At 54.2% G+C, this 22,428-nt stretch carries 13 protein-coding genes and 4 pseudogenes; all 17 read left to right on the top strand.

The window, feature by feature from the left end:
• The first annotated feature begins 87 nt into the window (after positions 1–87).
• The 17 genes and pseudogenes from MUN86_RS23925 (at position 88) to MUN86_RS23855 (ending at position 22,222) form a co-directional block, all read left to right on the top strand.
• Positions 88–965 (top strand): annotated as a pseudogene (locus MUN86_RS23925) (SDR family oxidoreductase).
• A 454-nt stretch (positions 966–1,419) separates the two neighbouring features.
• A pseudogene (locus MUN86_RS23920) lies at positions 1,420–3,386 on the top strand (beta-galactosidase).
• Between the two features lie 94 nt (positions 3,387–3,480).
• A complete protein-coding gene (locus MUN86_RS23915) occupies positions 3,481–4,323 on the top strand; it encodes a sulfatase-like hydrolase/transferase (protein WP_245125888.1) in 843 nt (280 codons plus the stop codon).
• Positions 4,302–5,090: a sulfatase-like hydrolase/transferase gene (locus tag MUN86_RS23910; protein WP_245125887.1), complete on the top strand. Its 789-nt coding sequence runs from the start codon at positions 4,302–4,304 to the stop codon at positions 5,088–5,090. The genes MUN86_RS23915 and MUN86_RS23910 overlap by 22 nt, the downstream gene beginning before the upstream one ends.
• Positions 5,091–5,529: 439 nt before the next feature.
• The gene (locus tag MUN86_RS23905) at positions 5,530–6,144 is read left to right on the top strand and encodes an RNA polymerase sigma factor (RefSeq protein WP_245125886.1); all 615 of its coding nucleotides are present in this window, start codon (positions 5,530–5,532) and stop codon (positions 6,142–6,144) included.
• Between the two features lie 220 nt (positions 6,145–6,364).
• Positions 6,365–7,042, top strand: coding sequence for a response regulator (locus MUN86_RS23900; RefSeq protein WP_245125885.1), 678 nt, complete (start codon positions 6,365–6,367; stop codon positions 7,040–7,042).
• Positions 7,043–7,055: 13 nt separating this feature from the next.
• On the top strand, positions 7,056–8,417 hold the full coding sequence (locus tag MUN86_RS23895) for a sensor histidine kinase (RefSeq protein WP_245125884.1): 1,362 nt from the start codon (positions 7,056–7,058) through the stop codon (positions 8,415–8,417).
• A gap of 89 nt (positions 8,418–8,506) precedes the next feature.
• Complete coding sequence (locus tag MUN86_RS23890) at positions 8,507–8,764, top strand: hypothetical protein (RefSeq protein WP_245125883.1); 258 nt, start codon at positions 8,507–8,509, stop codon at positions 8,762–8,764.
• 771 nt (positions 8,765–9,535) lie between these two features.
• Positions 9,536–9,808 carry a hypothetical protein gene (locus MUN86_RS23885; protein ID WP_245125882.1) on the top strand — a complete coding sequence of 91 codons (273 nt, stop codon included), beginning with the start codon at positions 9,536–9,538 and terminating at the stop codon, positions 9,806–9,808.
• A gap of 1,175 nt (positions 9,809–10,983) precedes the next feature.
• Complete coding sequence (locus MUN86_RS31950; protein WP_311182167.1) at positions 10,984–12,939, top strand: SusC/RagA family TonB-linked outer membrane protein; 1,956 nt, start codon at positions 10,984–10,986, stop codon at positions 12,937–12,939.
• Entirely contained in the window at positions 12,882–14,138 is a 1,257-nt protein-coding gene (locus tag MUN86_RS31945; RefSeq protein ID WP_311182165.1) for a TonB-dependent receptor domain-containing protein, read from the top strand. Before MUN86_RS31950 ends, MUN86_RS31945 begins: the two co-directional genes overlap by 58 nt.
• 100 nt (positions 14,139–14,238) lie before the next feature.
• A complete protein-coding gene (locus MUN86_RS23875) occupies positions 14,239–15,702 on the top strand; it encodes a RagB/SusD family nutrient uptake outer membrane protein (RefSeq protein WP_245125880.1) in 1,464 nt (487 codons plus the stop codon).
• A gap of 90 nt (positions 15,703–15,792) precedes the next feature.
• Positions 15,793–16,260, top strand: a pseudogene (locus tag MUN86_RS31375) (DUF5118 domain-containing protein); the annotation flags it as partial.
• 149 nt (positions 16,261–16,409) lie between these two features.
• Complete coding sequence (locus MUN86_RS31370) at positions 16,410–16,661, top strand: DUF5117 domain-containing protein (protein ID WP_280640655.1); 252 nt, start codon at positions 16,410–16,412, stop codon at positions 16,659–16,661.
• Positions 16,658–18,340: a zinc-dependent metalloprotease gene (locus MUN86_RS23865; protein ID WP_245126252.1), complete on the top strand. Its 1,683-nt coding sequence runs from the start codon at positions 16,658–16,660 to the stop codon at positions 18,338–18,340. Before MUN86_RS31370 ends, MUN86_RS23865 begins: the two co-directional genes overlap by 4 nt.
• Before the next feature lie 486 nt (positions 18,341–18,826).
• A pseudogene (locus MUN86_RS23860) lies at positions 18,827–20,490 on the top strand (peptidase dimerization domain-containing protein).
• A 292-nt stretch (positions 20,491–20,782) separates the two neighbouring features.
• Positions 20,783–22,222, top strand: a complete 1,440-nt coding sequence (locus tag MUN86_RS23855; RefSeq protein WP_245126250.1) for an APC family permease — start codon at positions 20,783–20,785, stop codon at positions 22,220–22,222.
• Positions 22,223–22,428 lie beyond the last annotated feature (206 nt).

The raw sequence follows: 22,428 nt of genomic DNA, 5'->3' as shown, positions 1-22,428 counted from the left end.
CAGAACCGTAACACAACAACTTTTGGGGTTTGCCAGCCAGCACACCGGGTTCCTCGTATTCTGTCTTGAAAACAAGCTTTCCAAACCATGACAACCGACCAAAACGAACCGCGCCCAACCAATAGCGAAATCAACCCCAAGCCCATGCCGTATCCCACGAGCCAGGAGGATATGGAAGAGCAACCTGATTGGGATATGTCCAACTACTTGCCAGCCGGCAAGCTTAAAGGCAAAGTGGCCCTGATTACCGGCGGCGACTCCGGCATCGGGCGGGCTGTAGCCTTGGCCTTCGCTATGGAAGGCGCCGATGTTGCCGTAGTGTATCAAACCAACGCTGATGATGCGGCCGTGGTAGGCAAAGCTGTGGAAGCGCAGGGACGCAAGTTCCTGGCTATTCAGGCCGATGTGCGTTCGGGCGACGCTTGCCGCGAGGCTGCTCGCCAGACCAACGCTGAGTTGGGTGCTATCAACATTTTGGTAAATAATGCCGCTTACCAGCAAGGCTACGAGAGCTTCGAAACCATTCCCGAGGAAAACATTCACCGCACCTTCGATACCAACATCAAAGGGTACATCTTCATGGCGCAGTCGGTGCTGCCGTACATGAACGAAGGGATTCCATCATCAATACCGGCAGTATTGCTGGCGTTGTCGGCAACAAACACCAGATCGACTACGCCTCCACAAAAGCCGCTATTCACATCTTTACTAAGAGCTTGGCCGCCTACCTGGGCGAAAAGAAAATCCGGGTGAATGCTGTGCTACCGGGTCCTATCTGGACGCCCCTCATTCCGGGCACCATGCTGAAAGAGGATTTGAAAAAATTCGGCGACGAAACCATGCTAGGTCGGCCCGGACAGCCCGAAGAACTGGCCCCGGCCTATGTGTACTTCGCCTCGCAAGATGGCAGTTACTCCACCGGCAGCTTACTGGAAGTAACCGGCGGCATGCCAAAAGGCGGCTGAGTTAATTAACTAAGGTAAACAGTAAACCGACCCCCTCCGGTTGGCAAGAAACATCTGCATCAGGTGTCCTCTGCCAACCGGAGGGGCCGGTTTTTTATTGGAAGAAGTTACTCATAAGTGTTGCTATCCACGGGTACGCTCCAGGGCTGTAGAGACGCAGATTGGAGGACAGCGCAGTCAAGTGTCGTGGTTATAACTCTGTTTTTGCTACGCTTGAAATAGCTATAGGAGAAGTAGTATTAAGACTAACTCTATCGGAAGTCTGAACCAAGGAAATGCTGACTTCTGCTATCTTCCCTTATTCCCCATTGCATCCGATGCCTTGTACAACCCGTTGCTGATGAACAAACTGCTACTGTTTTGCCTGCCTCTATTGCTTTTGCCCAGTTGGCTTGTGGCGCAAGCACCCAAACAGGATAAGTTGCTTTTTGGGGTTGCTTACTACGATGAGTACATGCCCTATGAACGCCTAGACAAGGATGTGCAGATGATGAAGGCCGCGGGCATCAATGTCGTGCGCATTGCCGAATCTACGTGGAGTACGCTAGAGCCGCAGGAAGGCGTGTTCGATTTTTCGCACATCGACCGGGTGCTGAATGCCATGCACAAAGCGAATATTCAAGTGATTATCGGTACGCCCACTTACGCAGTGCCAACGTGGCTGGTGCGCAAGTATCCGGCGGTGCTCGCCATTACCCCGACCGGCCAAAACCAGTATGGACCGCGCCAAAACATGGATATCACCAATCCGGATTTTCGTCGGCACGCCGAGCAAGTGATACGGGCGCTGCTCGGGCACGTCAAAAACCACCCAGCCATCATCGGCTATCAGATCGACAATGAAACCAAGCCGTACAACACCGCAGGGCCGGCAGTGCAGAAGCTGTTTGTAGCTTACATGCAGAAAAAGTACTCGTCGTTGGCGGTTATCAACCAAGCCTACGGGCTGGACTATTGGAGCAACCGCATCAACAGTTGGGAGGATTTCCCCTCGACTAACGGCACCATCAATGCTAGTTTGGGCAGTGAGTTTGCCAAGTTTCAGCGGCAACTGGTGACGGATTACTTGGCGTGGCAGGCGGGTCTGGTGCGCGAGTACAAGCAGCCCAAGCAGTTTATCACCCAGAATTTCGACCTCGACTGGAAAGGCTTCTCCTACGGCATCCAACCGGAAGTCGACCATTTTGCCGCTTCCAAAGCCCTGGATATTGCCGGCATCGACATTTACCACCCCAGCCAAGACCAGCTTACGGGCACCGAAATATCACTTGGGGCGACCTGGCTCGGTCTATGAAAGGCGGGCAGAACTACTTGGTGCTAGAAACCGAGGCGCAGGGCTTTCCGCAATGGGTGCCGTATCCCGGTCAGTTGCGGTTGCAGGCCTTTAGCCACGTAGCTGCGGGCGCCAACATGCTGGAATACTGGCACTGGCACTCCATCCACAACTCGGCCGAAACCTACTGGAAAGGCCTGCTGAGCCACGATTTCGAGCCTAACCCTACCTACGACGAAGCCAAGACCATTGGGCAGGACTTCCAGCGGCTAAGCTCACAGTTAGTCAACCTCCGGCAAACCAACAAGGCCGCTATTCTCTTCAGCAACGAAGCCCTGACGGCGTTCAAGTGGTTTGGGTTCGGCTGGGGCACCAAGGAAAGCTACAACGATATTCTGCGCCCGTTCTACGATGCCCTTTACCGCCAAAACGTGGGCTGCGACTTTGTAGACCCATCCAGCACTAATCTGGAAAGCTACAAGCTGCTGATTGTGCCGGCGCTTTACGCTGCCCCCACTAGTCTGCTGGAGCGGCTGAACCGTTTTGTAAAGAATGGGGGCCACGTCGTGTACACCTACAAAAGCGGCTTCTCCGACGAGAACGTGAAGGTGCGCTCCACCCGGCAGCCGGGCATTATCACGGAAGCCTGCGGCGTTACCTACAGCCAATTCACGGCCCCAGAGAAAGTATCGTTGAAAGGTGACCCGTATCAGGTAGGGGAGGCCAACAACCAAGTCAGCGCCTGGATGGAGCTGCTTACGCCCACCACAGCCAAGGTGCTGGCCACTTACGACCACCCCGTGTGGGGGAAGTACGCTGCCATCACCGAAAACAACTACGGTAAGGGGCTGGCCACCTACATCGGGTGCCGTACCAGCAAGGAAGTATTAGAGAAAATAGTGCAAGACGCTGTAAAGAAGGCTGGCCTATGGGGGCCCGATCAGCAACTGCAATTCCCGCTCATCACGAAGTCGGGCGTCAATCAGCGCAAGAAAGCAGTGCATTTCTACTTCAACTATTCCGCTGCGCCCGCTTCGTTGCGCTATCCGCATGGTGGCGGCAAAGAGTTGCTATCCAACGCCGCAGTTGCCACGAATCAGCAGTTGCAACTTGCGCCCTGGGGCGTGCAGGTGGTAGAAGAGAAGTAGCAGCCAGGATTCGGACAGGTAAGTACAGGTTGCCAACGCGTTTCACTTTCCCGAGCTTGAGGACTGCAGTATCCACGCAGAAAAAACAAGACAGATGAGGCGTAAGAAAGGAAGTTTGCTGATCCTATTGCCGCTAGCCGGACTGTTCCTGAGTTTGATGCCGGCCCACCTTCAACCCAAGCAGCCTAACGTCATCATCATTCTGGCCGATGACATGGGCTACTCCGACATCGGCTGCTTTGGCTCGAACACGCAGACGCCGAACCTGGATGCTATGGCGCGGGAAGGATTGAAAATGACGCAGTTCTACAACGCATCACGCTGCTGCCCAAGCCGCGCCTCCTTGCTGACGGGGCTCTATCAGCACCAAGCCGGGGTGGGGGATATGATGAATACGCGCCCTCAACCCGCTTACCAGGGCTACCTAAACAACAACTGCGTCACGATTGCCGAAGCCCTCAAAAACGGCGGCTACAACACGTTTATGACCGGCAAGTGGCACGTAGGACAGGCAGCAGAGCACTGGCCCACCCAGCGCGGCTTCGACCATTACTTTGGGCTAATCGACGGAGCGAATAGCTACTTCGAAAACCGCCCGTACCGGCCCAACCAAAAGCTCACCATTGCCCTCGATGATAAGCCTTTCACGCCGGGCCCTGGCTATTATTCCACCGATGCCTACACCGATTATGCCATCAAGTTTCTGAAAGACGGCAAGTCTTCTGGCAAGCCTTTTTTCCTGTACATGGCGTACCAAGCGCCGCACTGGCCGCTACATGCCCTGCCCGAAGACATTGCCAAGTACAAGGGCAAGTATATGGCGGGTTGGGACAAGCTGCGCGAAGAGCGGTTTCAGCGCTTGAAGCAGCTTGGCATCCTCAACGCTAGCACCCGCCTCTCCCCCGCGACTCGCACGTGCCGGCCTGGGAAACACTAAGCCAGGAAGAAAAGGAACAGTGGGACACGAAAATGGCCGTGTACGCCGCCATGATAGACCGCATGGACCAAAACATCGGGCGGCTGCGCCAGACGCTGCGGGAGTTAGGCCAAGACCAGAACACCGTGCTTATGTTTCTGTCGGATAATGGCGGCAGCAACGAGAGCATCAAAGGCCCCGGCTTCCGGCCCGAAATTCTGGAAGCCAATAACAAGCCCGCCAGCGACCCTACCTCGTTTACTGCCTACGAGTTTGCTGGTGCCTCGGTTAGCAATTCGCCCTTCCGGCTCTTCAAGCACTGGGAGTACGAAGGTGGCACCGCTACCCCTTTCATTGCCTACGGTCCCGGCATCGTGCAGCCTGGCCGCACCGTGGCCCAGCCCGGCCACCTCGTCGACTTAATGGCAACCTGCTTGGAGCTAGCCGGTGTATCCTACCCGAAATCATTTAAAAACAACCCCATCACACCCACTGAGGGCATCAGCCTCGTGCCGGTGCTAAAAGGCAACTCTTGGTCAGGGCACGAGGCACTGTTTTTCGAGCACGAAGGCAACCGGGCCGTGCGCCAAGGCAAGTGGAAGCTGGTGTCGGACTTTCCTGATAACAAGTGGCAACTCTATGATACCCAAGTGGACCGTTCGGAGCTAAAAGACCTAAGCGCCCAGAACCCGCAGAAGGTGCAGGAAATGACAGCCCTCTACGATAAGTGGGCTGCGCGGGTCGGCGTCATTCCCTTTGGGCAGCTAGCCAAGGGCAAAGGCGAGTAGCATAAACAAAAGGTGCCTACAACTTAGAGCAGATAATAGGAACGAACGGGCAACGAAGCGGTACCGCTACTTCTTGTTGCAGTAACTGCAAGTAAACGGTGTTTTCTCATTTCAGCCCATGCATAAGCGTATTGTAATAGCGCTTATACATGGGCTGAAAAGCATATTACTAATGAAGTAATTGGGTGAGGCTGCTTATACCTGAAAAGCTAGTAGAGCAACTAAAAGTGAGAGTAAGAAGTGGAGCAGGGAAAAGGAAATTCTAATGTTTTCTAATGTGCAACTCATGCGGCTCTAATGCCGCGGGTGCTCTTTTGCTGCGTCGTTGGGTTGGTGCTGTTGTTACTGGTTGCCGATCAGCGTGTTACCTAGGCTTCACTAATGCAAGCCCTGGATTAGTCTTTTCCCGCACGTTACTCCACCTCTTTCTTACCCGTTTATGCTTTCCGATTCCCCTGCCCACCCAGCTCCTCATGAGTTGTCTGTTCGGTCTCAACAGGATATGGCGCTAATTGACGCTGCGCTGGCGGGCGACGCGAAAGCGTATGCCGAGTTACTTTCAAGTTATCGTAAGCCCGTATCGTACGTGATACTCAAAATCGTAGGTAATGCCGACGATGCCGAAGACCTAACCTTAGAGGTTTTTACCAAGGCTTTCAAATACTTAGCTAATTACCGCCCCGATTTTGCCTTTAGCACCTGGTTGTTTCGCATTGCCACCAACCATAGCATAGATTTCATCCGGCGCCAAAAACTGCCGGTGCAGTCCTTGCACCAAAGAGACGAGGAGAACTTGCCCCTGCAAGTGCACGACCCAGCGCCCAATCCGCAGGATGCTTTCATTCGGCAAGAGCGCATCGACCTGATGCATAAGCTAACCAATGTGCTGCCGCTTAAGTATGCTCGTCCTGTGCGTTTGCGTTACTTTCAGCAGTTAAGCTACGTGGAAATGGCAACTGAACTAAAGCTGCCTGTGGGCACGGTGAAGGCTCGTTTGTTCCGGGCTCGGGTTATGCTGCGTGCCTTACTTCAAAACAGCCGAGCCGCCATTTAAGCTGTTTTCTTTGTTATTGGAAAGCTCTGAGACTAGAGGAGCCAGCCCAACGCTGGCAGCCTCTAGTTTTTTGCGGTTCTGCACCGGGTATCTAGCTACCTTCGCCAGCGGGGTCGAACAGCTTAGCAGAAAGTGCAGCAAGCTTCGGACGCCCGGATTCTGTGGTCACGATGCTGCCAAGCTGCTGAGGCATTGTCCTGCCAGGAAATATTCTGCTCTGATGAAGATATTGTTAGTCGAAGACGAACCCAAGCTGGCTTCCTTTGTCAAGAAAGGGTTTGAAAACGAGGGCTACGAGCTGGAAGTAGCGTACGACGGGCGCATGGGACAGTCGCTGCTGCACCAAAACCGCTACGACTTGGTAGTGCTCGACGTGAACCTGCCCTACATCAATGGCTTCGAGTTGTGCCGGCAGATCCGGCAGCAAGACCCGCACCAGCCGGTGCTGCTGCTCACCGCCCTCGACAGTCTCGACGACAAAGTAGCGGGCTTCGAGGCCGGTACCGACGATTACTTGGTGAAGCCCTTCGAGTTCAAGGAGTTGCTGCTGCGGGCACGGGTCTTAACGCGGCGCCACCATGAAGGAGCCACCGTGCGGCGCGTACTACGCCTAGCCGACCTAGAGTTGAACCTGGAAACTAAAGTGGTAACCCGCGCCGGTCAGCGCATCGACCTAACCACCAAGGAGTACACCCTGCTCGAATATCTACTCCTGAACCGGGGCCGAGTGATTTCGCGGGTGGATATTGCCGAGAAGGTGTGGGAACTCAACTTTGATACCAACACCAACGTCATCGACGTGTACGTCAGCTATCTGCGCAAAAAGCTCGACAAAGGCTACGATACCAAGCTCATTCATACGGTGGTGGGCATGGGCTACGTGTTGCGCGAAGGGTAAGGGCCAGACTAGCATGCTGATTCGCAACAAGCTTATTCTGCGCTTTACTTTGCTGGTGCTCGCCATTCAGCTTAGTTTCTCAGCGTTCATCTATTACTTCCACGCGGCCACCCGGGAGCAGCGCTTCAGTCAGCGCTTAGCGGGCAAAGGCACCATGACGGCCCGCCTGCTGCTGCGTCAGCCGCAGTCCAATGAGGAAGCACTGCGCACATTCCGTCGGCGCGACCTGCTCACTATTCTCGACGAGCAAATCAGCATCTATGACCCCGAGGGGCACTTAATTTATACCAGCGACGATGGCTTAAGTCAGCGCTTGAATTCCTATTACTTGTCGCAGGTAGAGGTAGACCAGCCAGTCCAGTTCACCGATGGCGAGCTGGAAGTAGTAGGCATTGCGCATGAGTACCGCGGGCGGCAGTACCGCATCTTCGCTGCCGGCCGCGACCAGTTTGGCTTTCTGCAGCTTGATAAGCTGCGACTGATTCTGCTGGTGGGCAACGCCGGTGCATTGGTGCTCATCATCCTGGCGGGCTGGTACTTTGCCGATGAATCGTTGAAGCCCATGGCGCGAGTAATCGAGCAAGTGGAGCGCATCACGGCGGGCCGCCTAAGCTTACGGGTGGACGAAGGCAATGGCACCGACGAAATTGCTCAGCTAGCTGTCACTTTCAACCAGATGCTGACTCGGGTAGAGCAGGCATTCGAGATGCAGAAAAACTTTCTCAGCCATGCCTCTCACGAACTGCGTACGCCCCTGGCCACGGCGCTCGGCACACTAGAAACTTCCTACGCCTACGACACCAATCTATCAGAAGCCAAAACTAGCACTGCCTCGGCGGTGGACGAGCTCAAGCATTTGGTTGGACTGACTAATGCTTTATTGGCGCTAGCCAAGGCCGAAGACGCCTCATTTCGGCGCGACACCGTGCGACTAGACGACTGCCTTACGCAGGCCCTGAGTTATTGCCAAAGCAAATATCCCCACCGCCATGTACAACTGATATTCGGCGAACTGCCTGCTACGGGCGACGACCCGTTCAGGGTGCTCGGGAACGAGCAACTCCTGACCACTGCGCTGTTCAACTTGCTCGACAATGCCTGCAAATACAGCAACCAGGCCGTGCAAGTATGCCTCGGCTACCGTGGACCAGAATTGGTAGTCACGGTGCAGGATGCGGGAATAGGCATTGCACCAACCGAGCTGCCGCGGGTAGCCAATGCCATGTACCGGGCCGAGAATGCCCGGCATGCTCCCGGTTATGGCCTAGGCCTGACCGTCACGCAGAAAATAGCCGAGCGGCACGGCGGCACCCTCACGTTGGTGTCGGTACCAGAGCAGGGAACCACCGCCACGCTTGTGCTGCCGGGCACCTAGGTGGCTTCTAATGTTTTCTAATGTGCGCCTCATGCCGTTCTAATCCTGGGCAAGCTTCTTTGCAATGTTTACCAGTGTAAAGAGTTGTTATGCAGGAATTTCGAAACCGGTTGCTACTAGGATTGTTGCTAGGTGCGCTCCTGTTGTCGGTGGGCCTGAACGTGTATTGCCTACGTCAGCTCGACGCCCGCCCTTTAAACTACGAGCTGGAAGCGGGGCTGCCCGTTTCGGTGACCGAGCTGGAATTGGCCCAAGCACGGGCTGCCCTTGAAGCGTGCCAGCAAGCTAGCCGTACCACGGCCAGCACATCGTCCGATACCCTGGTGCCACAGCCGGTTTTTCCGTAAAGTCCCGCCAATTCACCTCTTCAGATTGATTATCTGTCGAGCCGAAGATGCGTGCAGCATGGCCTATTGTTAAGTGTTGATGGCAGGCACTGCTTTAAGTTTGAAATGCAGATTTGAATGCCTTCAAGAGCTAATTCCTCAGTCTTTGGTGGACTATCGTTGCTCGTTTGCTAACCTCCAAGCAAAGCGGCCACTTATAGTGACGTATGTATGGCCTGAACTAATCAGCTAGATGAGTTGCGCGGAAAAGACAGCTGAAACAGCGGCGTTTCAAAATTGTGGAGTGGGATACTGACACAGTCTGTTCTTCTGCTGTTGCCAACGTTGGGGTGACAACCAAGGTCAATCAGTAATTCATATTAAATAATTTTTTCGTAGCACTCAGGGTAGATTACCTGAACAGTAATTTCATAGCAATCTGACCTGTTGCACTACCGTAGTCCACGCTTAAAACAAGAGCCATAGACCAAACGAATTGCGGGGGATTGCAAGCCCTTTTATAGCACCATAGCGTAAAAAAAGCAGCATTGTACCAAGCAATGTTGCCTTATAGCGTCCGCTAATTTGCGCTCTGCCATAAGCGGGTTATCAGTGTGCTGTCAGCGAGCATAAGACATACTCCACCCAAAACAAAAACTTTAACTGAATCTAGATTAAGGTCGTCCATAAGATCAAGAAAGCCGTACAATACAAAACAATTACGTGTTGATTGTATTATAAGGCTTCATTCACAGCGCGTTATGCTCGCTACTCTTTTTCTTGATCAAGATTATGGAACATAATAGTCCGTCGCCTCGCCAAAACAGTTTACAGCATCTATACGATAAAGTAGGGCAGTTAATGCGCCAAGGCAAGTCCAACAAGCAGGTGCAAACCCTGCTACAAGACACCGGCCTGGATGCTCAAAGCGCCGCGGTAGTTACCCGCAAAATGCGTAGTCAATTTCGGGAGATACCACGGTCGCAAAACCGCAGCGCAACCACTTTGGGGGCACTGATCATTGGGGGCTTGCAAGGCCTTCAGCAGCGTCTGCGTCTGCGTTAGAACCTTATTTGCCATTCGGAAAGTGCAGTCCTTCACAACTGATGAAGTGCTAGCACCGTGGCTCTTTTTAAAAAAGAATTGTTCCAGCGTAGTAGATAGTAGGCTATCATTCTGGCTGATCAGCTTATTAAGCGGGCAGAAAGCATTGCCAATGTATTTTCGGTCGAGTAGTAGCCCAAACTGTGCTATGTATTCAAAAAGCAGGGCAATATTCATTAATAGCATCAGCGGCGAGCCACACATTACATTAGGTGTGAGACTACATAATCTATAGTAGGAATATCGTCCTTATGAATTTTCAAGCTTATGTCACTGAGTGAGGTTCAGTTGTAGAACCCAACTTGTAGTGGAAAAGCGTGTTGGCTAGTAACACTTGCCAAAAATAGTTAAAGAGTATTTACTGCTTTAAGCAAGAAAGCAACCGATTGCATTTTTTATATCAAGGTCACCCGCACTGTTCGTTTTTGAATCTAATTACAGGGTTTTCGGCAGACACATTGCATGCAATACATTGCGCATTGCACTTGAAATAATTAAATATAATATAGGTTATTAATTATTATTTCTGAGTAATGTTCAATATAAAGATTATCGAATTTATAAGTTAGAACTAGTTATGTAAATAGCCTTTCAAGCTGCTGCTTTTAGAAAGTGGCAACAGAACGAGGGCTGTATTATTGAGTTTATAAAGAATAAATAAAATTTATGAAAGATTTGCAATAACAGCAAATGCTTTTTACCATTGTAATAGGTCATGCAACTAAGCGCTCCACTCAGGAGCTTCATGATCTTCTCTCTAGTTAACCCTAGAATCCGCGCGTTAAGCAGCTATTGGTCCCTACTGAAGCTGTTGGTGAGGTACTCCCACTGCCTCAATTGTTTTCACGCCCTGCCGGGATACCCTCGGCCTATTCTGCCCCCTTGTTGGATTGAGGCACTCCCACTGCCTCGCATGGTTCCTCGCACAAAAAATGCGTGCTAAGCCGCTCTATGCCACAAAAGCAGTTTTCCCTCTCTTAATGTCGCGGTAAATCCGTGCTGGCCTGCTTAGGCCGTACCCTACAAAACCATACGTCTTGGCAGCAAAAGCTGCCCTGAATCGACCTGCGCTCTAGCGCCAGCGATATAGCTCTGGAGTTGCTTGAATAGGATGCTCTCACCAACATATTCCAAGCATGAAAAAACTTTTACTAGCCTTGCCTACGCTGCTCTACGCAGCGGAAACTAGCGCGCAAAGCCAAAAGATCACGGGTAAAGTAACAGAAGCAAATGGCTCGCCTCTGCCCGGCGTGACAGTGCTCGTGAAAGGTACTACGCGCGGCGGAGCCACTGCCATGGACGGCACCTTCACCTTGGAAGGCGACCCCAATAGCGTGCTGGTGTTTTCGTTTTTAGGCTACAAATCCCAAGAAGTATCGCTGGCGGGGCGCTCCACCGTAACGGTAGCCATGGGGCCCGACGCAAAAGCCCTCGACGAGGTAGTGGTGGTAGGGTACGGCACCCAAACCAAGGCAGAATTTACGGGTTCTGCGGCGCGTGTATCCGGCGATGCCGTCAAGGATATGCCCGTTCAAAGCTTCGACCAAGGCCTAGCTGGCAAGGCTACTGGCGTGAGCATCGGTCAACCCAACGGGGTGCTGAATAATGCTCCTGTTATCCGTATTCGGGGAATTAATTCGATTTCGCTTAGTTCTTACCCGCTGGTGGTAGTGGATGGCATCCCGATTAACACGGGCAACGCGTCGGGTAGCACTACGGTGGCCAACAACCCGCTAGGCGACATCAACCCGGCCGATATCGAGTCGATTGACGTGCTGAAGGATGCAGCTTCCACTGCTATTTACGGTTCCCGGGCCGCCGCCGGCGTGATTCTGGTGACCACCAAAAGCGGCAAAGCAGGCAAGCCACGCGTGACATACGAGGGGTGGGCAGGCCTCACGCAGGCTGTGCGCTTGCCCAAAATGCTAAACGCCGAGCAATTTATGCTCATCAAAAATGAAGCGGTACTCAACTCGAAAATCTTGAGTGGCAACGCCAATAATGCCAGCATACCATCCGCTTCCTTCTTCCCAACCTACAACGAAGACGGTTCGTTGGTGGACACCAATTGGTATGACCAAGTGTACCAAACTGGCTTTTCGCAAAACCATAGCCTCAGTGTTTCGGGAGGCTCGGAAAGCACCAAATACTACTTTTCCACCAACTACAGCGACCAGAAAGGAATTCTCAAAACCAATGAGTTCACCCGCAAAGGTGTGCGCTTCAACCTAAGCCACAAGCTGACGCCGTGGTTGAGTTTGTCGGGTAATGCCAACTACAACAACAGCCTCAATGCCTCACCCAATACCGGCTCGCTCGAAGGCAATGCGTTTGGCTTGGTAGGTTCGGCTAGACTAGCTTGGCTGTCAGCGCCCAACGTGTATGCCGTGAACCCCGATGGTAGCTACAACCTCAGCACGGCCAACACCTTGGGTATGGGCAACAACACGGTAGCTAGCAACTTCTACAACCCGGTGCCGCTGCTCGACCTCAACAAGTATACCTCGGAAAACGACCGGATTATCAGCAATTTCTCGGCGGACTTCACCCCGCTGAAGGGCTTGGCCTACCGCCTCAGCTACGGCATTGACAGGCTGAAAATCGAGAATGCCACATTCCAGACTGGTTTACACGGCCCCGGTTACCCGAACGGCAACGCAACGAATAGTAGCTTGCTGATCGACAACTGGAACCTGACCCACACGCTCACGTACCAGCTGCCGCTGCCTTCCACCAAGCACAGCGTGAGCCTGCTGGCCGGCTACGACGTGCAGAAGTTCAATAATTCGTCGTGGGGCGCGACTCGCTCTATTCTGTCCGACAATTTCTTCGACGAATTCCAGGGTAGCTACGGCAGCATAGTGCCGGCCAACAACTTCCTGAACGAGCGGGCATTTGCATCGGTGTTTTCACGCGTCACCTATGACTTTGACAAGCGGTATTTTTTGACCGTGAACTTCCGGCGCGACGGCAACTCGGCCTTGGGAGCGGGCAAGAAGTACGGCAATTTCGGGGGTGTATCGGGGGCTGGTCGTTGGGCGAAGAGCAGTTTTATCAGAACACGCCGCTGGCCGCGGTGCTCACCAACGTGAAGCTGCGGGCCAGTTGGGGCAAGGTGGGCAATGGAAACTTGTCGAACTCCTATGGCTCGTTATCCTTATACAATTCGGCGCTGTACGGCTCGGTGCCCACCTGGACGTTCAGCCAGGGCGGCAACCCCGACTTAGGGTGGGAAACCAGCAAGCAAACCAACATAGGCGCTGATTTGGGCTTGTTTAACGAGCGGATTCGGTTCGATATAACCTACTACCGCAACAACGTAGATGGCCTGATTCTGAACGTGCCACAGACGCCCTCAAAAGGCATTCCGGGTAACGCCATCCTGATGAACGTGGGCTCGATGTACAACCGCGGCTTCGAGTTGGGCATCAATGCCAGCGTGCTCAACGCCGGCAAATTCACTTGGAACACCAACCTTAACTATACCACCAACCGAAACAAGGTAACCGCTTTGTTTGGCGACGGTGCCGAGATTGTTGGAACCACAAGTACGAGCTCGGAAACCACCAATATCACGCGGGTAGGGTACTCGGTCGGTAGCCTGTACGGCGCCAAAACCGACGGCGTGAATCCCGCTAATGGCCAGCGCATTTTCATCAACGGAGCCGGTGAGAAAGTACAGTACAGCCACGCCGTAGCCTCGGGTCAAAGCCGCTGGACCTACTTGGATGGCTCGCCGGCCGCCGCTATCAGCGTGAGCGACTACCAGTTGCTCGGCAACGCCTTGCCTACTTGGTACGGCGGTTTCAACAACACTTTCAGGTACGGCAACTTCGATTTGGGCATCAATTTCACGTACTCGGGCGGCAACTACGTGATGAACGGCACGAAGGGCACCTGGCGCGACCAGCGGTTCTGGAACAACACCACGGAAGTGCTAGACCGCTGGACCACGGAAGGCCAAGTCACCGATATTCCGCGGGTTGTGTTCGGCGACTTGCTGTCCAATGGTTCTTCGTTTCCGATTTCAGAAAACGTGGAGAAAGCAGATTTCCTGCGTTTGCAATCGGCGGGGCTTGGCTATACGGTACCCAAGCAAGTGTTCGGCAAGTCGGGTGTCAGTTCGGTTAGAGTGTATACGCAGGTATTCAATGCCTTCATCCTGACCAAGTACAGCGGCACCGACCCGGAAATATCCTCGAACGGCAACACCAACACGACGCCCGGCGTGGACAAGAATTCCATTCCGCAGGGCCGCACGTTCACCTTGGGCGTGAACGTGGGTTTCTAAGTCCGCAGTCCGAAACAAGTAGATAGTAGCCAGCTCGCACTCAACAGTTGCCCGGCCTGATAGCCAAGTTGCTGGCTGCTAACACATCAACCCGAAATCGATGAAGACAATCACTATACCCGCTACCCGCAAAGCGGGGGCACTCCGCCTTGCTTCCTTACTCTTCCTGGCCTGCACGCTGTGCACCACGGCTTGCAATGAAAAGGAAATCTTGAATCCCGCCCCCGAAACGTCGTTGCCCGATGCAGCGCTGTTTGCTACGCCAACCCGCGTGTTGGGCCAGGTGAACGGCATGTATGCCGGACTGAAAAACGGCAGCTTTTTTGGCGGCCGTTACCTAATGCTCAGTGACATTCGGGGCGAGGAATTTATCAACCGCCTCCAAAACGTATTCACTGGCTACGATGCCTGGAACCACACCATCAATTCCGGTTCCAATGATGCCCTTACCACCTGGAGCACGGCGTACGCCGCCATCAACTCGGCCAATTTGCTCATCGATGGCTTGGCCGCGCACCCTGGCGCCGTGGAAGCTGCCGTGGCGGCCAACTACACCGCCGAGGCCAAGTTTGTGCGAGCCCTGAGTTACTTCACTTTGATTACGTTCTACGGGCAGCCTTATATGAAGGATAACGGCGCTTCGCCCGGCGTACCGCTGCGGCTGCAAGGCCAAACTACTTCCGCCAACAACGACATGGCCCGCAGCACCGTGGCGGAGGTGTACGCGCAGATTATCAGGGATTTGACTGAGGCCGAAGCCGGGCTGCCGCTTACATACACCACGCCGCTGCTCAACACCACCCGCGCCCACCGCAACACGGCTATTGCGCTGAAAACCCGCGTGTATCTGTCGATGGGGCAGTACGCCAACGTGGTAACGGAGGCCCAAAAAATTGTCTCGGCCACGGCGCCTTTCAAATCCAACAGCGGCGTGCTGCACCAGATGCAGGCCAGTATCAGCACCGTATTCAACTCCGATTACACCACCACCGAAAGCATCTTCTCGATGCCAATGACCGAACTCGATAACGTGAGCGGCCAAAGCTCATTGGGCTACGAGTACACCGTCAATCAGGAGTACAACCTTAACCCGACCGGCATCTTAGGCAACGCCCAATGGCGCACCACCGATGAGCGTCGGACTATGCTCCGCACGGCCGGCACTACCGTGTATCTTACCAAGTACAAAAAAGCCAACCCGTACCTCGACTACATCCCCGTCATCCGCTACTCGGAAGTGCTGCTAAATTACGCGGAGGCCTTGGCCAAAATCAGTACGCCAGATTTAATCTTGTCGGCGCGTATCTTAACGGCTGTGCATCAGCGCGCTGACCCAACCTACACGTTCGCCGCCACTGCTACTGCCACGCCCACGGCTCTGTTAAACGCAATATGGGTGGAGCGGCGCATCGAGTTGCTAGGGGAGGGGTTCCGGTCCGTCGACTTGCTGCGCAACCTGTTGCCTATTCCCGCCAAAGGCACGGCGCCTTCTATTTCGCCTGCACAGCCCGAGTACATTTTCCCGATTCCGAACGCCGAGATTTCTTCCAATAAGCTGCTCTAATACGCTATCAGAATTCGGTGGGGCACTGGATGTTCTTCGACGAATTCTGGTACGTTAGGTTTCTTTTTTCAACTACCCCAACCACCCCGAATGAAGCTACGCAAACAGCTACCCATTGCCTTGTTACTGGCGCTTTCCTCGTTGGCTAGTGCCCAAAACGCAGCCACCGATCCGGCATCGGCGGCCAGCAAACCCGCCCCCAAACTTGCCGCTTCCATTGCCGACTTCACCAAGGGAATGAAGAAGTACGACGGCTACTTCCCCTTTTACTACGACGAGAAAACCGGCAAAGTCTACTTGGAAATCGAGCGGTTCGACCAAGACTTTCTGTATTTCAGCTCCCTTACCGAAGGCGTTGGCTCGGGTGGGCCGGAGAAAGGCCAAGCCTCGTCGGCCATCGTGAAGTTCATGCGGATGGGCCCCAAAGTGCTGCTGATGGCGCCCAACTACAACTACCGCGCCGTCACGACCAACACCGACGAGCAAAAATCAGTGGCCAGTGCGTTTGCCAAATCCGTGATTTGGGGCTTCATGCCCGCTGCTGCGGAAGGCAGCAAAGTACTGGTCGATTTCACGCCTTTCATTGTGCGCGACAGCCAGAAAATCGGTGACCGGCTCGGGGCCCGCTCTTTTGCCGGTCTGCGCGGAGCCGCCCCGGCCACCGGGGGTGCCAGTGCCCCTACCGCTTCGACGAAACCCGCTCGGGCGTGTTTCTGGAAAGCACCAAGAATTTTCCTAAAAACACCGAGTTTGAAGCACTGGTCACATTCACGGGTGGGGCCACGGCTGGCGGCCGGGGCTTCGGTGGCGGTCCAGAAATTGCGCCCGACCCCAACGCCGTAACGGTGAACATGCACCAGTCGTTGGTGGAGCTGCCCGACAACAACTACAAGCCGCGCAAATTTGACCCGCGTTCCGGCTTCAATATGTTCAGTTACCTGGACTTTTCTGCCCCATGACCGAGCCCGTGATGGTGCGCTACTCGCGGCGGCACCGGTTGGAAAAGAAGAACCCCAAGGCTGCCACCAGCGAAGCTGTTGAACCCATTGTATACTATGTGGATCGGGGTGCGCCCGAAAAAGTTAAGCAAGCACTAATTGAAGGCGGGGCGTGGTGGAACCAAGCGTTTGAAGCGGCAGGCTACAAAAATGCCTTCCAAGTGAAAGAACTGCCGGCTGGCGCCGATGCCATGGACATTCGCTACAACGTGGTGAACTGGGTGGACCGCGCCGGCAACCCGCGCGCGTTTTCTTACGGCTCTTCCTACATTGACCCGCGCACCGGCGAAATCATCAAAGGGGTCGTGACGCTGGGCTCGGACCGGCACCGGCAGGACTATTTGATTGCCGAGGGCTTATTGCAACCCTACGGCAGCGGCAAATCCAACACCGACAAAATGGAGCAGCTGGCTCTGGCCCGCATCCGGCAGTTGTCGGCGCACGAAATCGGGCACACGCTGGGCTTCTTTCACAACTTTGCCGCTAGCCCCAATGGCCGGGGTTCGGTGATGGATTATCCATTCCCGCGCTTCTCACTGAAAGCCGACGGCACCATTGACGTGTCCGACGCTTACGCCAAAGGCATCGGTAGTTGGGACAAACGGTCAGTGCTCTGGGGTTACCAGGACTTCCCGAAAGGCACCAACGAAGATGAGGCTCTCGAAAAGATCATGCAGGAAACCCTCAAGCAGGGCCACCTCTTCATCCCGGATATCGGCGGCTACACGCACCCCACCTCTCACCAGTGGGACGATGGCGAAAATGCCGTGACGCAGCTCACCAAGCTCATGACCGTGCGCCGGCACGTGCTCGACAACTTCTCGGAGAAAGCCATTCCTGACCAAGCGCCCATGGCCACACTGGAGGAAGTGCTGGTACCCATCTACCTGCTGCACCGCTACCAGATTGAAGCCGCCGCCAAGTCGTTGGGCGGGTTGTACTTCTCGCCGGCTGTCAAAGGCGATGGGCAGGTAGCCACCAAAATGGTAGCACCCGCCGAGCAGTGGAAAGCGTTTGATGCATTGCTAACCACCATCACGCCGGACGCGCTGGCCTTGCCCGAAAAGCTGATTCAGAAGATTCCGCCGCGTCCGTCGGGCTACAACAACATGTCGGAGCTGTTTAGCCGCCACACTGGGCCCACCTTCGACCCTATTGCTGCTGCCGAAGCTGCGGCAAGTGAAACCATCTCGTCGCTGCTGAATGCCGAGCGGGCCGCCCGCCTGATCGAGTACCAGGCCCGCGACAGTCAGCAGCCGGGCTTTATGCAGGTGGTTGATAAGTTGCTGGCCGCCACCTGGAAGGCCCCGCTGCAAACCGGCTACAAAGGCGAGTTGCAAACCATGGTCAACAACGTGACGCTGAAAACCTTACTGGAACTAGCCGCCAACAACCAAGCATCAGAAAGTGCCCGCGGACAGGCCTTGCTGAAAGTGCAGGAGCTACAACAGTGGATGACCACGAAGATGCCCTCGGCCGAAAGCCGGCAGAAAGCCAACCTTGCTTTTGGCCTAGCCCAAATTGCCAAGTTCAACGAAGACCCCAACAAGTTCCAGCCCATCCCCGGCCTAGAAATGCCGCCCGGCGCCCCCATCGGCATGCCTAGCATAGATTTTCTGGACGATGATGTGGCGTACTAAGGCATCGTAAGTTTCACGCGTGCTGCTGTTGCTAATACAAGTAGAGTAAAATGTAACGGGGCACTTGGCGAAGCATCATGTTGCTTTTCCGCCAAAGTATCCCGTGTCCTGCTGAGCAGGTGGCGCAGCAATGCAGGAACCGAAGTCTCCTACGTGCTGACGTTGTGGGGATGCCGTTGCCAAGGTAACTGTCATGCTGAGCGAAGCCGAAGCATCTCGCTCGCCTCGTTGAGTTAGCACGGCAACGTCAGCACGCGAGATGCTTCGGCTTCGCTCAGCATGACAATAGTATCACATCGGCAGCAGGCGAGAGGCTTGAGCTTAGTTGCATTCCTAGCTTGATGCGTCACCTGCTCAGCAGGATGTTCTGGTTTGTCACTAATAGTACTAGGCATACTGAGTACACAGTCAGCATGTCGACATGATAACCTGCTTTCGTCCAGGTCTCCGTTTTCCATTTCAGGTAATCCTAAAACCCTTGAGCTTATGAAAACCAACTTTACTTTCTTTCGGCGCGCGCTGAGCGTGGGAGGTTTGCTGGGTACGTTGGCTTTGCCGCAACGCGCAACCGCCCAAACTACCATGTCGCCAGCGAAACTGGAAGCCCTTAAAAAGGAGCTGGCCATCGAGATTGATAAGCAGCAGAAAGCCACGCAGCAGATGGTGGACATGGTGTTCAGTTTCGGGGAACTTGGGTTTCAGGAAACGGAAACTTCACGCTACCTGACCGGCATCCTCAAGAAAAACGGCTTCACTATCGAGCAAGGCATTGCGGGGATTCCCACGGCCTGGGTGGCGAAATGGGGCTCAGGTAAGCCCGTAATTGCCATCGGCAGCGACATTGATTGTATCCCGAAGGCTTCACAGAAACCCGGCGTAGCCTATCACGACCCTATAATTGCGGGGGCGCCGGGCCACGGAGAAGGCCACAACTCCGGGCAGCCGTTGAACGTGACGGCTGTGCTGGCGCTCAAGAAGATTATGGAGCGGGAAAAGATTCCGGGCACGCTCATGCTCTGGCCGGGCGTGGCCGAGGAACAGCTCGGAGCCAAGGCGTACTTTGTGCGTGATGGGTATTTCAAAAACGTGGATGCCTGCATCTTCACCCACGTCGGCGACAACCTCGGCGTTTCGTACGGGGATGGTGGGGGCAACGGCATGATTTCGGTGAAGTTTAACTTCGATGGACAAGCCGCACACTCGGCGGGTGCGCCGTGGCGCGGCCGCAGTGCCCTCGATGCTGTGGAGCTGATGGACATTGGCTGGAACTTCCACCGCGAGCATATGGAGGTAACGCAACGCTCGCACTACGTGATTCCCGATGGCGGCGACCAGCCCAATGTGGTGCCGTCCAAAGCTTCGGTGTGGTACTACTTCCGCGACCGGACCTACCCCAAGATCATGCAGATGTTTGACGACGCCAAGAAAATGGCTGAGGGTGCTACGCTCATGACCAATACCAGCGTCACGCACGAAGTGATGGGAAGTGCTTGGCCCGGCCACATGAACAAGCCCGTTGCCGAGGCGATGTACCAGAACATTCGGGTGGTAGGCCTGCCCACTTGGAGCGCCGACGACCAAGTACTGGCCCGCGCCATCCAGAAAGAAATGAAAGCCCCGAAAACCGACCGTCGCAACAAGCCGATTGATGGCTTGGCTACGAAACTTGATACGCTCAGCAAACCCGAAGAATTCTCGATCGGGGCGGCTCCGACGACATTGCCGATATTTCCTGGAACGTGCCAACCGTGGTGCTACGCTATCCGGCCAATATCCCCGGCTTGCCCGGTCACCATTGGTCGAATGCTGTTTCGATGGCTACCCCCATTGCCCATAAAGGCGTTACGGCCGGCGCTAAAGCCGAGGCTATGACCTTGCTCGACATGTTGGTGAAGCCCGAAATCCTGAAAGACGCTTGGACCTACTTCAACGAAGTGCAAACCAAAGACACCAAGTATACCCCGCTAATTTCGGCCACCGACAAACCCGCCATCAAGCTCAACGAAGGCATTATGGCAGAATTCCGGCCCGAGATGAAGAAGTATTACTACAATCCCGCCAAGTATAAAACCTACCTGGAACAGCTAGGCATCAAATACCCTATGGTGAAGCCAGAAAGTGAGTCCAAAGCCGTGAGCGGTGGGCAATAAGCTCAGCATGACGGGTACAGTGGCAGCATAGATAAATATGTTGCTTCAGCGCGCTCAACATGAGGCACTAATCTTCATCATTTGATAGTGTCACGGTAGAAAGAGGCTCGTTGACTACTAGTCCCATACCCGACGGAAGTTGGATTGTGGGGCCGATGGTCAACGAGCCTCTTTTTTACATTACAAGCGGGCTTGTATAACGCACTCGGATAGCGCTTCGCGTAAGCTGTTTTTCGGGACGGTCATAAACTTGCTAGCTCGACTAGCTTTTGGATTTGCTTACCTTGGCTTCATGGGCATTCCGCAACGGGAAGAAGCTACGGCCGGGGTCACCTTGGTCAGGGCGTTTGGGGTTATCACGGCCACTTTGCTGGTGGCCGGTATTGTAATTGGGTCTGGTGTATTCAAGAAGATCGTGCCTTTGGCCCAAACAGGCCTGAGCGAAGCATGGATCCTGACGGCGTGGCTGCTCGCCGGCTTTATCACCCTTTGCGGCGCCTTCAACTTGGCGGGGTTGTCCTCACTCACCGAGGAGTCGGGAGGCATTTATGAGTATTTGCGCCTCTCATTCGGCAACTTTGCCTCCTTCCTGTTTGGGTGGACTGACTTTACCATTATCGGGACGGCTTCGGTGGCTGCACTGGGCTTTATCTTCTCCCAAACCATTAACACGCTGATTCCGCTGCCTAACCCTTTGCAGGCCTGGGCGCAGGTGTCTATCGGTGGCTTTATTTATCCGTTTGCCGACTCGGGCATAAAGATTCTGGCTATTGGCACCATCTGCGCGCTTACGTGGGTGAATTACCGCGGGGCGGCCATTAGCGGGAAGCTCAGCAACGTCTTCACGGGAGCCAAGCTGTTGGGCATCTTGCTGCTCATTTTGGTGGGGCTGTTTTTGGCTGCTCCGGCTCCCGAAACGGCGCCTCTCCCAAACGCGCCGGCGGCAACTGCCAGCAATGCCTCGTTTGTCAGCGCCTTCCTAACGGCTTTGCTCAGTGTGTTTTGGGCCTACGACGGTTGGGTGGATTTGTCGTTTGTAACTGGTGAGGTCAAAAACCCAACTCGTAATGTGCCACGCGCCTTAGTGGGTGGCGTTTGCATAGCCATTGGAGTGTATCTGCTGGTCAATTATGCGTACCTGCGCGTATTGTCGCTGTCCCAACTCGCTGCTATTAGTCCGAACGAGATTGGCGCCGCTGTAGTGGCCGAAAGTGTGCTGGGTAAGGCTGGCAAAACCGGAGTAACCTTACTGATTATGGTGAGCGTCTTTGGAACCCTCAATGCAGTGCTGCTTTCGCACACCCGCATCTACTTTCGGATGGCGCAGGAGCGGTTTTTCTTTCCGAAAGCCGCAACCGTGCATCCGCGCTACCGAACGCCCCACATGGCGCTTGTTTACACGCTGGTGTGGAGTTGCCTGATGGTTCTGTCCGGCACCTTCGAGATGCTGACCGACCTAGTGATTTTCGCTACTTTCCTTTTCTATGGATTGCTAGCCTTGGCAGTTCTAAAAATGAAGCGGAAAGGAAGAATAACCACTAATGTAATAGGCTACCCTTTTGTGCAGATATTCATTTTGCTGTTCGCTCTTTCGTTGACCTTCAACACCTTGGTCACGCAGCCCAAACAATCGTTGATAGGCATTGGGTTGGTACTTAGCGGGTTGCCGTTCTACTATTACTTCAAGAAAAGAAGTGCCGTACAGCAGCCTCCCATTCCGGCAGGGAGCTAGCAGCGTGACTAGAGTTTAATAAAGGTGTCGGGTAATCGAACTGCTTAAAGCTCACGGAGGATAGAGCTAGAGTGGGAAATACTTCCTATAACAAGAAGCACGAAATAGCTCCTGATAGGCGTGCCTTTCAGGCCCACTCTTAACTTCGCTTCATTGCTTTTTCTGGTGCTTCCTTATCACCTGTTAGCGCTTGCCTGATGCTTTTC

The organism is Hymenobacter volaticus, from assembly GCF_022921055.1.
Classification (GTDB): domain Bacteria; phylum Bacteroidota; class Bacteroidia; order Cytophagales; family Hymenobacteraceae; genus Hymenobacter; species Hymenobacter volaticus.
The sequence above is the reverse complement of the archived record's forward strand: the minus strand, read 5'-3'. Positions and strand labels throughout refer to the sequence as shown.

What these genes read in the sequence shown, in the direction of transcription:
- MUN86_RS23900 (WP_245125885.1), top strand. Translation starts at nt 6,365, where the DNA reads ATGAAGATATTGTTAGTCGAAGACGAACCCAAGCTGGCTTCCTTTGTC.
- MUN86_RS23875 (WP_245125880.1), top strand. Translation starts at nt 14,239, where the DNA reads ATGAAGACAATCACTATACCCGCTACCCGCAAAGCGGGGGCACTCCGC.
- MUN86_RS31950 (WP_311182167.1), top strand. Translation starts at nt 10,984, where the DNA reads ATGAAAAAACTTTTACTAGCCTTGCCTACGCTGCTCTACGCAGCGGAA.
- MUN86_RS23865 (WP_245126252.1), top strand. Translation starts at nt 16,658, where the DNA reads ATGACCGAGCCCGTGATGGTGCGCTACTCGCGGCGGCACCGGTTGGAA.
- MUN86_RS23890 (WP_245125883.1), top strand. Translation starts at nt 8,507, where the DNA reads ATGCAGGAATTTCGAAACCGGTTGCTACTAGGATTGTTGCTAGGTGCG.
- MUN86_RS23855 (WP_245126250.1), top strand. Translation starts at nt 20,783, where the DNA reads ATGGGCATTCCGCAACGGGAAGAAGCTACGGCCGGGGTCACCTTGGTC.
- MUN86_RS23915 (WP_245125888.1), top strand. Translation starts at nt 3,481, where the DNA reads ATGAGGCGTAAGAAAGGAAGTTTGCTGATCCTATTGCCGCTAGCCGGA.
- MUN86_RS23895 (WP_245125884.1), top strand. Translation starts at nt 7,056, where the DNA reads ATGCTGATTCGCAACAAGCTTATTCTGCGCTTTACTTTGCTGGTGCTC.
- MUN86_RS23885 (WP_245125882.1), top strand. Translation starts at nt 9,536, where the DNA reads ATGGAACATAATAGTCCGTCGCCTCGCCAAAACAGTTTACAGCATCTA.
- MUN86_RS23905 (WP_245125886.1), top strand. Translation starts at nt 5,530, where the DNA reads ATGCTTTCCGATTCCCCTGCCCACCCAGCTCCTCATGAGTTGTCTGTT.